Here is a 14,737-nt window from a genome sequence, read left to right as displayed (position 1 = left end):
TGATGTTCAGGAGTGGGTGGGCTCTTCGACCAGCGCAGTGGCAATGCTGTGGGCATCATCCAGGGCGGCGAGGTATCGCTCAGCATCGAGTGCCGCCGAGCAACCGGTACCCGCAGCGGTAATGGCCTGGCGGTACCGGTGGTCCACGGCGTCACCGCAGGCGAAGACGCCCGAGAGGTTGGTGCACGTGGTGGGTGAGTCCACCTTGATGTAACCCTCAGCGTCGAGATCCACTTGTCCTTCCACGAGCTCCGTCCGGGGGAGGTGGCCGATAGCCACGAAGATCCCGGTTGCCGCTTGTTCCCGGGTTTCGCCAGTGCGGGTGTCTTGCAGCGTCACTCCGGTTACTTTCGTGTCCCCATGAATCTTGGTGATGGCCGAGTTCCACGCAAAAGTGATTTTAGGGTTGTCCTTGGCGCGCTGGGCCATGATGCGCGAGGCCCGGAGTTCGTCCTTCCGGACCACTACCGTGACAGACTTTCCAAACCGTGTCAGGAACGTAGCCTCCTCCATGGCGGAGTCGCCCCCACCGACCACGATGATGTCCTGTTCGCGGAAGAAAAAGCCGTCACAGGTGGCACACCAGGAGACGCCGTGCCCGCTGAGTTTCTTCTCTTCCGGAAGCCCAAGCTCTTTGTAGGCGGAGCCCGTGGCGAGGATGACCGCCGGCGCTTCGTGACTCTCTCCCGCCCCGGTGACCACGCGCTTGAGGTGACCTTTGAGGTCGACCTCAGTGACGTCGTCGAACACTATCCGTGCACCGAACTTTTCGGCCTGTTCCTGCAGCCCGTCCATAAGCTCCGGGCCTTGGATCCCGCCCGGGAAGCCGGGGAAGTTCTCTACTTCCGTGGTGTTCATGAGTGCGCCGCCGGCGGTGACCGAGCCGGCCAAAACGAGGGGGTTCAGCCCGGCGCGGGCGGCGTAGATGGCGGCCGTATACCCGGCAGGGCCGGACCCGATGATGATCAGCTGTTCGGTGTTCACGTGGTCTCCTTGGGAGGGTTCGGGTGAATTACTGGGCGTCGGCGTGGCGGGCAGGCAGCAGTTCGGTAATCAGGTTCTCGATGCGGGTCCTGATTTCATCGCGGATGGGACGGACGGCCTCGACGCCCTGGCCCGCGGGATCCTCGAGGACCCAATCTTCGTAGCGCTTTCCCGGGAAGTACGGGCACTCGTCGCCACAACCCATGGTCACCACAACATCGGATTCCTTGACGGCTTCGGTAGTGAGGACCTTCGGAACCTCAGCGGACATATCGATACCTAGCTCAGACATCGCTTCAACAGCTGCAGGGTTGACCTTGTCCGCGGGCTGCGAGCCGGCGGAGCGGACCTCGATGGCACCTTTTGCCAGGCTTGTGAGAAACGCAGCAGCCATCTGGGAACGCCCTGCGTTATGAACGCAGACAAACAAAACGGAGGGCTTCTTGGCGGTTTCGGTGCTCACAGGTTTCTCCTGATATCGGTTGGGCCGGTTTGGTGGGCATCGCGCCAATGCCGCGATGAAACGTATTGATGTTCATCGATGAATCAAGTATTGGCTAATATATCGATGATTGTCAATATATGGCTCCTGCATGGCTAGGCCACACGCAAGCGGGGCGCGAGATCGTGAACGCGGCGCGATATGTCAGCGAAGGCCTCTTCAAACGCCTCCTCATTGTCGAGTCGAACCGGATCAGGGATGGACCAGTGAATGCCGCGCAACCCCCGCAACTCCTCATGGGCGTTATCGCAGACTGTGACTACCAGATCTTCGTCCCGCATCACTCGGTCTATCAGGCATGGCTTGGCTCCGGCAAGGTCCAACCCATGCCGGCGGGCGACATCAACGGCCCCCGGAGCCACATGGTCCGCCGGATGAGTTCCCGCCGACAACGAAGGGATGTCGCTGGCGGTTCGCCACAAAGCCGTCGCCAACTGCGAGCGGGCACTGTTCCGGCTACAGACAAACAAAACCCTGCTAGCCCCGTGCTCGCGGCCGGGAGTGAGGCCATCCAGCGCCCCGGGAGCCAGGCGCACATAGCTGCGCCGCTTGTCGGCTTCCGAACGATGCCGAACAGCCAACCCGGCGGCCTCCATGGACCGCAGGTGATGGGACAGCAGGTTGGCGGGCATGTCCAGTTCCACCTGCAATTCCGTCGGCGACAGATCCCCCAATGTCAGCAGGTCCACGATGCGGAGCCGCGCAGGATCAGCCAAGGCCGCGTACTTGGCCGCCCGCTCCAGAAGGCTTGAGTTTCGTTCAATAGTCATTGATTCAATTTTGACTGAACCAACTTCTTGAGTCAAGCTGTTTCCCATGACTACTCATCCGCCGGCATTGTGGCGCCGCGCGCTCGCCGAAGCGCTGGGGACCTGCCTCCTCGTTGCGATCGTTGTGGGCTCCGGTATTGCGGCCCAGCAGCTCTCCCCCGACGATGTCGGCCTGCAACTGCTGCAAAACAGCACAGCCACGGTGCTCGGACTGACGGTCCTCATACTGATCTATGGACCCATCAGCGGCGCGCATTTCAATCCGGCAGTTTCACTGGTGGACTGGATTCTGGGCAGGCGAACCGGCAGTGGGCTGTCAGTGAAGGAACTGTGCACGTACATTGCCTCGCAGACCGTGGGGGCGATCGGCGGCAGCGTTCTGGCCAACACCATGTTTGAAGTCGGCACGGCGATTTCCGGCAAAGAACGTGCAACTCCTGGCCACTTGCTGGCCGAGGTCGTGGCTACATCCGGACTTGTTCTGCTGATCTTCTCCCTTGCTGCCACCAAGCGCAGCTCCCTGGCAGCCCCCGCTGTCGGCGCCTACATCGGAGCGGCATACTGGTTCACGTCCTCCACGTCCTTCGCGAACCCCGCGGTGACTGTGGGCCGCATCTTCAGCGACACCTTCGCCGGCATCGCACCCGTCTCCGTCCCGGGCTTTGTCCTCGCGCAACTTATCGGCGCCGCCGTTGGGCTCGGCCTTCTGGTGGCCCTGTTTCCCAGGGATGCGCGCACGGCGGACGACGTCGTCGTGCCGCACACAGTGAACACCCGGGCGTGATCTACCCTTGGTCCCGTGGGGAATGCTGACATGAAGAAGACTTCAAGCCAATGGCCGGCATGGGTCCTCCCTGTTGGGATGATCGTGGTTGTTGTCGTGGCTTTCGCATGGATGGCCCGCAGCGTCCTGCTCGGAGCATCCCCGATCTTTGTCCTGGGGGCGGTGTACACCACGCTGCTGTTCCGGCAGGTTCCGCAGACGTCCCGAGCTTCCATGGTGATGCTGTTGGCGCTTCCGCTGACTTTCTACTCGTGGCTCTCAGTCGAGGACAGCCTGGGGATCCCTGCAGCAGCGTCCTGGGGCCTTGGGTTCATCGCAGGGGCAATCGGCAGCGGACGCCCATGGTCGGGCAAGCGTCCGCGGACCGCTGCCCCGCAGAAGGCCAAGAGCAACGCCAAGGAGGTAAAGGCTGTCGGAAGCCGCCGTCTCTTGCTGACCGTTGCAGGTTGCGTCGCTGTCCTCATTGGCGGCGGCCTCGCCCACCTCGCCTTCCAGAGTCCGACGGCGGCAGTCGCCGCCGTTTTGGCCGGTGCCTTGCTCTGCGGCTGGGCATTGTTCCGTTTTCCGCCGTCACCACTGACCCGGAACCTGCTCCTCCTGGTGGTCCCCGTGGAGTTCTTTTTACTGGCATTCCTGGGCGGGAACACCAGCCAGCCGGCTCTTCCGTTCGCGTGGGCGTATGGCGCCCTGGCCGGAGTCCTTTTGGGTGGGCACTACTGGAGCGGCCCGCTCCGTGGCACGCCCAGGCCACCATTCAGTGCTGACATTAAGCGGAGGCAACAACGCAAAAAAGTACGCCGCTCACAGGACAGGCCGAAGTCGAAAGTGGTCCCCACCGGTCGCCGCTGAGAACATTGATGACCGTCAATGCAAGCGCATAATAGGTACATGACCGTCCTCCCCACGCTCGAATCCGCCTCGACGCAAGACTGCCGCGAATCAATGAGCCAGCCCGCCCTCGATGCCGAGGATGCGAAGCAGAAGGCCTCGGTCTTCAAGGCCCTCGCTGACCCCAACCGGCTGCGGCTTCTGTCCATGGTCAAAGCTGAGGCATCGGGGGAATCCTGCGTGTGCGATCTCACCGAGCCCCTGGGCCTCGGCCAGCCAACGGTGTCGCACCACCTGAAAATCCTGGTGGACGCAGGCTTGCTGCACCGGGAAAAGCGCGGCACGTGGGCCTACTACTCGCTCGTCCCTGGCGCCTTGGACGCTGTTGCCGGCATGGTGACGGGGCTGTGACGGTAATGCTGAGGGCCATGGAGCCCGGAGACTGGCCCGCCGTCAGGGAGATCTTCCAGGAAGGCATCGACACCGGCTTCGCCACGTTCGAATCGTCCGCGCCAGAATGGGACGCCTTCAATAACTCCAGGTTGCCCGACCACCGATTTGTGGCCGTCAACGGCGAGGGGACCATTCTGGGTTGGACCGCGGTTTCGCCGGTCTCCAAGCGTCCGGCCTACGCCGGTGTCGTGGAACATTCCATCTACGTGGCCGGCGCCGCCCGCGGCCAAGGGGTCGGCGCACTTCTCCTGAAGGCCCTGGCTGACTCCACGGAGGCGAAGGGAATCTGGACCATCCAGTCCAGCATCTTCCCTGAAAACAAGGCCAGCCTGCGGCTGCATCAGGCCAATGGATTCGCCATTGTCGGGCGACGGGAACGTATTGCTCGCCTGAGCACCGGACCCGCCGCCGGACAATGGCGCGACACCCTGCTGCTGGAGCGCCGCTCGCCAGTTATTGACTGACGGTTATCGGCCCACCGGGGCCTCCTCCTCTTTGTGACGCCCAACAGGGGTCGCAGGCGAGGACTCGCGCCCGAGCTTGCCCGGCCACCATATCTTGCTGCCGATGTCATAGGCGAGCGCGGGAACCAACAGGGAGCGGACCAGGACGGTATCCAGCAGCACACCGAATGCCACGATGAAAGCCAGCTGCACCAGGAACATGATGGGGATAACCCCGAGGGCCGCGAACGTGGCGGCGAGGACCACACCGGCAGAAGTGATGACACCACCGGTGACGGCCAAGCCCCGCAGGATCCCCGGTCGGGTCCCGTGCTTCAAAGACTCTTCGCGGACACGGCTCATCAGGAAGATGTTGTAGTCAACGCCCAGGGCCACCAGGAACACGAAGCCGAACAGTGGCACCGTGGCGTCGGCACCTGAGAACCCGAAGATTCCGTTGAACACCCACGCCGAGACACCCATGGCGGCACCGTAGGAAAGCACCACGGAGAGTACCAACAGCACCGGAGCCACCACCGAACGCAGCAGGAGCATCAGGATGAACAGGATGACGATCAGCACGATCGGGATGATCACCACCAAGTCGCGTTGCGCGGTGGTATTGGTGTCCAACGCAGTGGCGGTTACGCCACCCACCAGGGCATCGGCGTCGACCTCCTTGACCGCAACCCGCAGCGACTTCACCGCTTCTTCGGCCTCTATGGAGTCAGCGGCGGAGTTCAGGGTGGCGTTGATCAGGACCCTGCCATCGCGGACGGCGGGATCGGCTGGAGCGCCCGGGGCGCCGGTTATGGGCACGTTTCCATCAGCCAACAAGTAGGCGTCGCCCACGCCGTCGGCGGCTTTGACCTTGTCCAGGACCTGCTGTGCGGAGCCTTCCGGGGCGATGACGACGGCGGGGCTGCCGCTGCCGGCGTCGAAGTGGCGCGCCAGGGCTTCCTGGCCGTCCACGGCGTCGGATGCCGAAAGGATGACGTCCGTCTGCGGAACACCGTTGGCCTTCAGTTGCATCAGGCCGGTCGAGGCCGCAAGGAGCAGCAGCACTGACGCCACCCAGACAACGCGCGGCCGCTTGGAGACCAGGCGACCCGTGGCGCGCCACAGACCCTTCTGTCCCTCAAGTCCGGTGACAATCTCCGGTTCGCGTTCGTCGTCGGGCAGCAACTTGGGGCGGAAGGGCCAGAAGGCTGCGCGGCCGAGCAAGGCCATCAGCGCCGGCAGGAGCGTGAGTGCCGCGAACAGGGAGCAGAGAATGCCTGCAGCCGCCACGGGGCCCAGCGCCTTGTTGGAGTTCAGGTCCGAGAAGAGCAGGCAGAGAAGCGCGATGATCACCGTTGCACCGGAGGCGAGGATCGGTTCGAACGAGGCCTTCCATGCAGTGATGACGGCCTGGGTGCGGTTGGTGGTGTGGGTCAGCGCCTCACGGAAACGCGCCACGAAGAGCAGCGCGTAGTCGGTCGCTGCACCAATGACCAGGATGGAAAGGATGCCCTGGCTTTGGCCGTTGAGCTGGATCCAGCCCGCCTTGGCCATGCCGAACACCAGCAGGATCGCGGCGCACAAGGCAAAGACCGAAGTGAACAGCACAGCAAGAGGCAGCACCACGGAACGGTAAACCAGCAGCAGGATCACGAACACAGCGCCAAGCGCTACCAGCAGCAGGATGCCGTCAATCCCGCCGAAAGCGTTGACCAGATCGGCGGTCAGTCCGGCGGGCCCGGTCACGAAGGCCTTCATGCCGTCGGGCGCTCCGGGCTGGACGACGTCGCGCAGCTCCTGGACCTTATCTCGCAGCTCATCCGAGGACGCCATTGGAACTATGAACTGGACGGCTTTGCCGTCTTCGGAAGGGATGGGCCCGACGACGGCGCTCCCCAGCTTGAGTGCCTCGATGTCGGCTTTCAGCTGGGCTGCTTCGCCCAGCTGGGCCGGAGTGAAGGCGGCATCGTTCTCAACGATGACCACGGCAGGGATCTCTTCAGAGTCCCGGAATTTGGCTTGCCAGTCGCCGGCCTCGGTGGCTTCGGCACCTGCGGGGAGGAACGAGGCCTGGTCATTGGACGATACTTCCTCCAATCGGCCGAACGTAGGGCCGCCGATTCCTGCGATACCAAGCCAGGTGATGACCAGCACCACGGGTATCAGCCATCGAAGCCAGAACGGTACTTTCCGCGTGTTCATGGGTCCTTCTTCTGTGGGGATGCGTAAGGGTCTTTATTCCATCATAGATTATCTCTATGATGGAACTATTCCAAGGGTTAGTGGAAGCGAATGCCGGAATCCCCGGCTGCTGGGAGTAATATCCGGAAGGCACTAATCACCAGGCAAACGCTGGCAGGAGGGCGGACATGTCGGATACAGCAGCCACGCGCCCCGAAGCAGAGCGCCCCGAAGCACAGCGGCCCGAACCAGGCGAAGCGGGCCAGGGACGTCACCAGCACGCCGCACCCCAGGAACTGGTGAGGCTCCTCCAGAACTTCACCCTGGAAGCCAACCACTACGTGGACGCAGCGGGCGGGCGCAATGACATGCACCGCACGGACCTGAACGCGCTCGCCGTCATCATGCGCCACACGGCCGCTGGCAAGGTGGTCACGCCCGGGGTCCTCCGCACCGAGCTGCGCCTCAGCTCCCCCGCCACTACTGCGCTGGTGGATCGCTTGCACGCCAGTGGCCACGTGGTGCGCGAACGCCTTGGCACGGACCGCCGGCAGGTCCAGCTCCAGATGACACCCAAGGCCTATAAGGACGGAAGCGCCATGTTCATGCCGCTTGCCATCCGCATGGGCAAGGCCATGGCCGCCTACAGTTCCGAGGAACTGGAGCTCGTCACCCGGTTCATGACGGACATGGTGGAAGCCACCCTCGCCGCACGCGAGGAAGCGACCCAACCCGACGCAGCGCATTCCACCTAATTCCACCTTCCAAGTTGTAGCGTTTCCCTATGAACGCGCAGCAGCCTGAAGATGTCTACACCCACGGGCACCACGAGTCGGTTGTCCGGGCCCACGCCTCACGGACGGCCGAGAATTCGGCAGCGTTTGTCATCCCGCACCTCACCGCCGGAACGTCAGTGCTCGACGTCGGGTGCGGACCCGGGAGCATCACGTGCGACTTTGCGGGGCTGGTGGCGCCCGGGCAAGTAATCGGCTTGGACCGCTCTCCGGATATCGTCGCGCAGGCCTCAGAGCTGGCCATCGAACGCGGCGTGGACAACGTGACCTTTCAGACCGGCAATATCTACGATCTCGACTTCGAGGATGAGTCGTTCGACCTCGTTCACGCGCACCAAGTGCTCCAACACCTCACGGACCCGGTGGCGGCGCTGCGCGAAATGCGGCGCGTCGCCAAGCCCGGCGCCATTGTTGCCGTGCGCGACGCAGACTTCCATGGCATGAGCTGGTACCCCGAAGTCCCTGAACTGGACGACTGGATGGAGCTGTACCAAAAGATCGCCCGCCGCAACGGAGCTGAACCGGACGCCGGCCGGCGCTTGGTGTCGTGGGCCCAGCAGGCCGGCTTCACCCAGGTAGCTCCCACCAGCAGCAATTGGCTCTATGCCACCGCCCAGCAACGTGCCTGGCAATCACGCGTGTGGAGCGAACGGGTCCTGCACTCCGCCTTCGCCGAGCAAGCCCTGGAGTACGGTTACGCCAACGAGGCCGACCTCGCCCGGATTGCCGCGGGATGGCACCGTTGGGGAGCCACCGATGACGGATACTTCCTGATCCCCAACGGTGAGGTGATCGCCCGGGCCTGAGCGGTGCAAAAAAGAATTTCCCCAACCATGTAGAAAAGCCCACCGCAGTTCCGACCCACGGGTGAAGGCGCCACCAAAGGCCGCCCCTCACAAGGAGTTTGAGATGAAATACATGATCATGATGTTCGGATCGGCCGAGGGCATGATGGAGACAGCTGACCCCGCGTGGATCCAGGAGATGATCGGGTTCATGATCCAGATCGACAAGGACCTGACCGAGTCCGGCGAGATGGTGTTCAACGCGGGCCTGGCCGACGGCAGCACCGCGAAGCTGGTCAAGCAGACCCCCGACGGCGTCATCACCACCGACGGCCCGTTCGCCGAGTCCAAAGAGTCCTTGGTGGGTTATTGGGTGGTTGACGTGGCCAGCGAGGAGCGCGCCGTCGAAATTTGCTCAAGCATCGTCAAGTACGCGCAGGTGGTTGAGTTGCGCGCGGTCCAGGAAGCTCCGCCGGAGGTCTAGCTGGACGACTTGCCAAATGCACGGATCGAGGACCTGCTGCGCAGCCTGGCGCCGCAGGTCCTTGCCGTGCTGGCACGCAAACACGGGCAGTTCGATGCGTGCGAGGACGCCGTCCAGGAGGCGCTGCTGGAAGCCGCCATGCAGTGGCCATCCGTATTGCCGGACAACCCACGGGCGTGGTTGATAACAGTCGCAACCCGCAGGCTGGTGGACTTTTATCGAAGCGAAAACGCCCGCCGGGCCCGCGAAGAACGCGTTGCTGCCATGGACGTCGACATCCAGCCGGGTACGGTTTCGGAAGCCGACGACACCCTCACTTTGATGTTCCTCTGCTGCCATCCGGCCCTGTCCGCTCCGTCGCAGCTCGCCCTAACGCTCCGGGCAGTTGGAGGACTCACGACGGCGGAAATCGCCTCCGCCTTCATGGTCCCCGAAGCGACCATGGGGCAACGCATCAGCCGCGCGAAACAAGGGATCCAGAAAGCCGGCGCCACCTTCACCTTGCCGCAGCCTTCCGAGCGCAAGGCGAGGCTCGGCGTCGTACTTCACGTCCTGTACCTGATTTTCAACGAAGGTTACGCGGCAAGCTCGGGTCCGTCGCTGCAGCGCCAGGACCTCACCACCGAGGCCATCAGGGTGACACGTCTGCTGGTGGACGCCGCGCCACGGGAGCTTGAGGCGGCCGGTCTCCTGGCCATAATGCTGCTGACCGACTCGCGTCGTTCTGCGCGGGCTTCGGCGGATGGGATGCCGGTGCCGTTGGCGGAGCAGGACCGCAGTCAGTGGAATCGGGACCAGATCCAGGAAGGCATCGCGCTGCTGTCCTCCGTCCTGGGTCAGGGGGCCACCGGGCCATATCAGCTACAGGCCGCCATCGCAGCGGTCCACGCGGAAGCGGCCTCAGATGAGGAGACCGACTGGCCGCAAATTCTTGCCCTGTACACAGTTCTTGATGCCGTAGCGCCCAGTCCCGTGGTCACGCTGAATCGCGCGGTGGCGGTGGCCAGGGTTCACGGCCCGGCCGCGGGGCTGGAGTTGCTGGCCGGTCTGGATGAAGCCCTGGGGCGGAGCCATCGATTGGACGCGGTCAGGGCGCATCTTTTGGACATGACAGGCTCGTATCCGGAGGCCCGCGCAGCCTACCTTTCCGCCGCCAAGAAGACGGCCAGCCTGCAGGAACGGCGCTACCTACTGGGAAAAGTGGCGCGGATGGACCAGCCATAAAGCCTTATAGTCGGAACCATGGAACAGCGCATACTTGGCAAAACCGGCCGATCGGTCTCCACCGTGGGACTGGGCACCTGGCAACTCGGAGCCGACTGGGGTTCCGTCACCGAAGAGGACGCCTTCGCAGTCCTGGAAGCCTCGGTGAATGGCGGCGTCAATTTCTTCGACACCGCGGACGTCTACGGTGACGGCCGCAGCGAGCAGTTCATTGGCCGTTTCCTGCGCGCCAACCCGGAACTGGACATCACAGTAGCCACCAAAATGGGCCGCCGCGTGGATCAAGTCCCGGAAAATTACACCTTGGAAAACTTCCGGGAATGGACTGACCGCTCACGGCGCAACCTGCAGCAGGACACGCTGGACCTTGTTCAGTTGCACTGCCCGCCCACGTCCGTTTACAGCAGCGACGAAGTCTACGACGCACTCGACACCCTCGTCAGCGAAGGAGTCATCCGCAATTACGGCGTCAGCGTCGAGCGGACGGATGAGGCCCTTGAGGCCATCAAGCGCGGGAATACCGCGTCCGTGCAGATCATCCTCAACGCCTTCCGCCTCAAGCCTCTTGACGAGGTACTGCCCGCAGCGAAGGAAGCCGGAGTCGGCATCATCGCCCGGGTCCCGCTGGCCTCCGGCCTGCTCTCCGGGAAGTACACACCGGACACCGAATTCCCGGAGAACGACCACCGGAACTACAACCGCGACGGTTCTGCCTTCGACGTCGGCGAGACGTTCTCCGGCGTCGACTTCGCAACCGGCGTCAAGGCCGCACAGGAGTTCAGCGGGTTGGTGCCCGACGGCGTCAGCACGGCCCAAGCGGCCCTCGCCTGGGTGATTGCCCAGGACGGTGTCACCTCGGTTATCCCGGGTGCACGCTCCGCATCGCAGGCAGCAGCAAATGCCGAGGCCGGCGGAATGCAGGACCTTGGTACCGGCTTCGCCCACAACGTCCGGGACATCTACGACCGCTATTTCCGCGAAGCGATCCACCCGCGCTGGTAGTAGGAGGGCCGCCGTCGGGTGTTGGTGCTCGACGGCGTTAGGGCCCGACCGCGTTACCAGCCGCTGCGCGTCGGCGTGTGTCCCTTGCGGGCTTCCTCGGGCATGGACATTTCGGCCCGCAAGCCGAGGAGGCGAATGGGGCGGTCCGGCTCCATTTTCGCGGTCAGCTCCAAGGCCTGCGTCAGTACTTCTTCCCGGTCGAAAGTCTCGGGGATCTTCCTGGCGTAGGTCTTGGTGAAGAACGGCGCGTAACGGACTTTCAGCGTCAGCCCGATCACCGGCCGCCCCTCCGCGGCCACATCTTCCAGGACACGGGCGGTCAAATCCTTGATGGCGTCACTGATCTGGGTGGGCTCAGTCAGGTCCTGCTGGAAGGTTGTCTCGCGGCCATGCGCCCGGGCGACCCACGGTGTGTCGTCCACTACGCTGGCACCCTCCCCGCGTCCCAACTGCGCGTACCACGGGCCCATTTTCGGCCCGAATTCAGTGACGAGCTCCTGGGGCTCTGTCGCGGCGAGCTGTGCCACCGTAGTGATTCCGTGCTTCGCGAGGCGCTGCGACACTTTTGGCCCGACGCCCCACAGTTCCCTGGTGGGCTTGGCTCCCATGACCTCGAGCCAGTTCTCCTTGGTCAGGGTGAATGTTCCTGCGGGCTTGCCGAAATCGGTGGCATTCTTGGCGCGGACAAGGGTGTCGCCGATGCCCACGCTGCAGTTGAGCTGGGTTTGTTCGAGGACGGCGGCCTGGATCTGCGTGGCGTACGCTTCCGGGTCCTCGGTTACTACGCCGACGAACGCCTCATCCCAACCCAGCACCTGAACGGTGGCGCCCGGCTGTGCTCGCAGGGTGGTCATCACGACGTCCGAGGCCGCGAGATACGCCTCCTGGTCGACCGGCAGGATGATGGCATCCGGTACCTTCCGGGCCGCAATCCGCAGCGGCATTCCGGATCCGACGCCGAACGCCCTGGCTTCGTAGGAGGCCGTGGAGACAACAGCCCGTTCCGTGGGATCTCCCCTTCCGCCCACAATGATGGGCTTGCCCGCCAGCTCAGGCCGGCGGAGGACCTCGACCGCCGCAATGAACTGATCAAGATCAACGTGGAGTACCCAGGGGATTCCGCTCACGGCACCAGTTTGCCCTACGCCGTGGCGTCCTGACCTTCTTTGGCCCGGGCGGGCGGGGGAATCAACCTATTCCGGGTGCATTTACCCTCGTCGGCCGCCAAAGAAGGTCAGGAAGCAACGCGTCAAGAGCACCCGTTCCCCGGGCATAAGCTGAGACGTGCAGTTTTCACTTTGGCTGGCCCTGGTTGGCGCCGGCACCTTGATCAGTTTCACTCCCGGCGCCGGGGCCATCTTCACCATGAGCAACTCGCTCAATTCCGGCTTCCGACGCTCCATCTGGGGCATCCTCGGCCAACAGGTGGCTCTGGTCATCCACATCGTCATTGTTGCCTTGGGCGTCGGAGTGCTGGTTTCGAGTTCTCCGGTGATCTTCAACGTCATCCGGTACGCCGGGGCCGCGTATCTGGTCTACCTGGGGATCCGGCAGTTCCTGCGCAAACCGGATCTGGACGAGGAAGAAGTCGCGGACAAGAAGAACGAGTCCGCCCTCTCCATGTTCCAACGCGGCATCTGGGTAAACCTCCTGAACCCCAAAGCAATCGTGTTCTTCCTGGCGTTCATGCCCCAGTTCATCCGTCCGGATCAGCCGCTGCTTCAGCAATACGCGGTGCTGACTACTACGGTCATCATTATCGACATCATGGTGATGTGGTTCTTCTTCGCTTTCGCGGCCCGGTCCTTCCAGAGATTCACCCATGATGAGCACGGCCAGAAGGTCCTCAACAGGGTCTTCGGCTGCTTGTTCGTCCTTGTGGGCATCCTGCTCGCCGTCATCCACTAGCCGAGTCGGCCAGCGAACCAGCCCAGCAACCAGCCAAGCCAAGCGAACCAGCCACACCCGGTGCTACGGTCGAGGACATGGAACCGGACTGGATCGAACACCGACGCTCGGACGACCGTGAGCACGTGGGTTGGATGAAGCCCGTGGACGACGGTTTTGTGGCCATCGACCTGCTGGGACGCCCGCGCACGGAAGTAGTGGACTGGTTCGTGGCTGAGGAAACCCTTGACGAGCTAGGTCTGGGATACCTCGCCGACCCGCACGAATTACTGCTCGACGACGGCGGGTGGCTGCGCGTGCGGATCGCCGAAGTCACGCCCACCTTGGTGCGGGTGAAAAGGGAGGACTGGGGAGATATGACCGCTCCGCAGGTCTACTTCACCGTGCCCAATCCCATCCCGGAGGACCAGCTTCGCCCGCTGTCCCGCGGGCTTCCGGGCAGGGCTACGACGTAGATCCGCGGACCACCAGCGAGCTCTCCAGCGTCACATGGGGCTCCGCCAACGGCAGGCCTTCCATGAGGCCCCGCAGCTGCTCCCCTGCCTTGCGCCCCAGGGGCGTCGCCGGAAGATGGACGCTGGTAAGGCTTGGGTTGCTGGTGGCCGAGTAGGGCAGGTCGTCGAAGCCTGCCACGGCCAGTTCTCCAGGGATCCGGACACCCTCCACGCGGGCTTCCTGCAGCACACCATAGGCATGCGTGTCGGTGCCGCAGACGACGGCGGTCACCCCCTCGCGCTGCCACTCCGGCCAGGCGTCGGCGAACGCGGCAGCGGCAGCACCGACGTCGATCGGGGTGCTGACAACATGGCCCTCAGCCACCGAGAGCCCACAGGCGACAGCCTCGGCCAGGAAGGCTTCGCGGCGCAGCTGGAAGGTTGTTGTTCCTGTCACGCCATCCACGTAGGCGGCGCGGGTATGGCCGGATGCGGCCAGATGACGGGCCAGCTCGCGGGCACCCTGGGCAACGTCAAGGTTCACGGACGGCGCGTAGGACTCAAGGCCCGGTGCGTCGAGCAGCACCAACGGAGCCGCCGCTGACAGATCCTCCAAAAACTCTGCGCTGGGGGCGCCTACCAGCAAGCCGGCGGGACGGAGTGCCAATAGTTTGCGTACGTCGGAAGCCTGCGGCGATTCGCCGGCGTCGGTCACGGAGAGCAGCAGCTGATACTGGGTTCCCAGGGACTCACGCACCCCGGCGATCACGTTGGCAAAGAACGGGTTGGAAACGTCCGGGGTTACCAGGATGACGATGGAACTGACGCCGCGGGCCAGGGAGCTGCCGATGCTGTCCACCACGTAACCGAGTTCGGCGATCGCGGAGCGGACCCGTGAGATGTTGTCCTCTGACACCCGTCCTTGGGTTTTGCCGTTCGCCACCAGTGAGACGGTCGCCGTCGAAACGCCTGCCCGGGCAGCCACCATCGCAGCCGTCACCCGGGGTGAGCGGGGTGCGCGGCCGTGGCGCCGGTCCAGGGATTCCATGCATCGATCGTAGCGTTCCAAATCCGCCCTGACCTGCGCGAAGGCATCAAGCGCTTGACGTCGGAGGGAAATGACACGCCGCACAAGCACGTTAAGCGTTTGACGTAGCCCAC

The 14,737-nt window shown here is 63.7% G+C and carries 17 protein-coding genes; 11 read left to right on the top strand and 6 right to left on the bottom strand.

The window, feature by feature from the left end:
• Positions 1 to 6 precede the first annotated feature (6 nt).
• From trxB to AC6JA3_RS02885, 3 genes are all read right to left on the bottom strand, one after another.
• Positions 7 to 984, bottom strand: coding sequence for a thioredoxin-disulfide reductase (trxB, locus tag AC6JA3_RS02895; RefSeq protein ID WP_026543382.1), 978 nt, complete (start codon positions 982 to 984; stop codon positions 7 to 9).
• A gap of 28 nt (positions 985 to 1,012) precedes the next feature.
• Entirely contained in the window at positions 1,013 to 1,447 is a 435-nt protein-coding gene (locus AC6JA3_RS02890; protein WP_347782532.1) for an arsenate reductase ArsC, read from the bottom strand.
• A 134-nt stretch (positions 1,448 to 1,581) separates the two neighbouring features.
• The gene (locus AC6JA3_RS02885) at positions 1,582 to 2,256 is read right to left on the bottom strand and encodes an arsenate reductase/protein-tyrosine-phosphatase family protein (protein WP_026543380.1); all 675 of its coding nucleotides are present in this window, start codon (positions 2,254 to 2,256) and stop codon (positions 1,582 to 1,584) included.
• A 46-nt stretch (positions 2,257 to 2,302) separates the two neighbouring features.
• Here AC6JA3_RS02885 and AC6JA3_RS02880 point away from each other — a divergent pair, with 46 nt between their 5' ends.
• From AC6JA3_RS02880 to AC6JA3_RS02865, 4 genes are read left to right on the top strand one after another with little or no spacing between them, the layout of a single operon-like run.
• On the top strand, positions 2,303 to 3,040 hold the full coding sequence (locus AC6JA3_RS02880) for an aquaporin (RefSeq protein ID WP_347782531.1): 738 nt from the start codon (positions 2,303 to 2,305) through the stop codon (positions 3,038 to 3,040).
• A gap of 30 nt (positions 3,041 to 3,070) precedes the next feature.
• Positions 3,071 to 3,889, top strand: a complete 819-nt coding sequence (locus AC6JA3_RS02875; RefSeq protein WP_347782530.1) for a hypothetical protein — start codon at positions 3,071 to 3,073, stop codon at positions 3,887 to 3,889.
• 39 nt (positions 3,890 to 3,928) lie between these two features.
• On the top strand, positions 3,929 to 4,279 hold the full coding sequence (locus AC6JA3_RS02870) for an ArsR/SmtB family transcription factor (protein ID WP_347782529.1): 351 nt from the start codon (positions 3,929 to 3,931) through the stop codon (positions 4,277 to 4,279).
• Positions 4,276 to 4,785: a GNAT family N-acetyltransferase gene (locus AC6JA3_RS02865; RefSeq protein WP_026543376.1), complete on the top strand. Its 510-nt coding sequence runs from the start codon at positions 4,276 to 4,278 to the stop codon at positions 4,783 to 4,785. Before AC6JA3_RS02870 ends, AC6JA3_RS02865 begins: the two co-directional genes overlap by 4 nt.
• Positions 4,786 to 4,788: 3 nt before the next feature.
• Here AC6JA3_RS02865 and AC6JA3_RS02860 read toward each other — a convergent pair whose 3' ends face one another.
• Positions 4,789 to 6,966: an MMPL family transporter gene (locus AC6JA3_RS02860; RefSeq protein ID WP_347782528.1), complete on the bottom strand. Its 2,178-nt coding sequence runs from the start codon at positions 6,964 to 6,966 to the stop codon at positions 4,789 to 4,791.
• Positions 6,967 to 7,133: 167 nt separating this feature from the next.
• On the opposite strand from AC6JA3_RS02860, the gene AC6JA3_RS02855 reads away from it, so the two are divergent.
• The 5 genes from AC6JA3_RS02855 to AC6JA3_RS02835 all read left to right on the top strand — a co-directional run bounded on the left by AC6JA3_RS02855 (position 7,134) and on the right by AC6JA3_RS02835 (position 11,234).
• On the top strand, positions 7,134 to 7,700 hold the full coding sequence (locus AC6JA3_RS02855; protein WP_347782527.1) for a MarR family winged helix-turn-helix transcriptional regulator: 567 nt from the start codon (positions 7,134 to 7,136) through the stop codon (positions 7,698 to 7,700).
• A gap of 29 nt (positions 7,701 to 7,729) precedes the next feature.
• A complete protein-coding gene (locus tag AC6JA3_RS02850; RefSeq protein ID WP_347782526.1) occupies positions 7,730 to 8,545 on the top strand; it encodes a methyltransferase domain-containing protein in 816 nt (271 codons plus the stop codon).
• A gap of 103 nt (positions 8,546 to 8,648) precedes the next feature.
• A complete protein-coding gene (locus AC6JA3_RS02845) occupies positions 8,649 to 9,008 on the top strand; it encodes a YciI family protein (protein ID WP_026543372.1) in 360 nt (119 codons plus the stop codon).
• 9 nt (positions 9,009 to 9,017) lie between these two features.
• On the top strand, positions 9,018 to 10,232 hold the full coding sequence (locus AC6JA3_RS02840; protein WP_347782525.1) for an RNA polymerase sigma factor: 1,215 nt from the start codon (positions 9,018 to 9,020) through the stop codon (positions 10,230 to 10,232).
• 18 nt (positions 10,233 to 10,250) lie between these two features.
• A complete protein-coding gene (locus AC6JA3_RS02835) occupies positions 10,251 to 11,234 on the top strand; it encodes an aldo/keto reductase (RefSeq protein WP_497919892.1) in 984 nt (327 codons plus the stop codon).
• A 53-nt stretch (positions 11,235 to 11,287) separates the two neighbouring features.
• On the opposite strand, the gene AC6JA3_RS02830 is transcribed toward AC6JA3_RS02835, so the two are convergent.
• Positions 11,288 to 12,361, bottom strand: coding sequence for a DNA polymerase IV (locus AC6JA3_RS02830; protein WP_026543369.1), 1,074 nt, complete (start codon positions 12,359 to 12,361; stop codon positions 11,288 to 11,290).
• A gap of 157 nt (positions 12,362 to 12,518) precedes the next feature.
• Here AC6JA3_RS02830 and AC6JA3_RS02825 point away from each other — a divergent pair, with 157 nt between their 5' ends.
• Both AC6JA3_RS02825 and AC6JA3_RS02820 read left to right on the top strand, forming a co-directional pair.
• On the top strand, positions 12,519 to 13,142 hold the full coding sequence (locus AC6JA3_RS02825) for a LysE family transporter (RefSeq protein WP_026543368.1): 624 nt from the start codon (positions 12,519 to 12,521) through the stop codon (positions 13,140 to 13,142).
• Positions 13,143 to 13,219: 77 nt separating this feature from the next.
• Positions 13,220 to 13,597, top strand: a complete 378-nt coding sequence (locus AC6JA3_RS02820; protein WP_026543367.1) for a hypothetical protein — start codon at positions 13,220 to 13,222, stop codon at positions 13,595 to 13,597.
• Here AC6JA3_RS02820 and AC6JA3_RS02815 read toward each other — a convergent pair.
• Positions 13,587 to 14,624: a LacI family DNA-binding transcriptional regulator gene (locus AC6JA3_RS02815; RefSeq protein WP_347782523.1), complete on the bottom strand. Its 1,038-nt coding sequence runs from the start codon at positions 14,622 to 14,624 to the stop codon at positions 13,587 to 13,589. The two genes, AC6JA3_RS02820 and AC6JA3_RS02815, sit on opposite strands and share 11 nt — an antisense overlap.
• Between the last annotated feature and the right edge of the window lie 113 nt (positions 14,625 to 14,737).

This window comes from Arthrobacter sp. TmtSoilC79 (assembly GCF_059739405.1).
The sequence above is the reverse complement of the archived record's forward strand: the minus strand, read 5'-3'. Positions and strand labels throughout refer to the sequence as shown.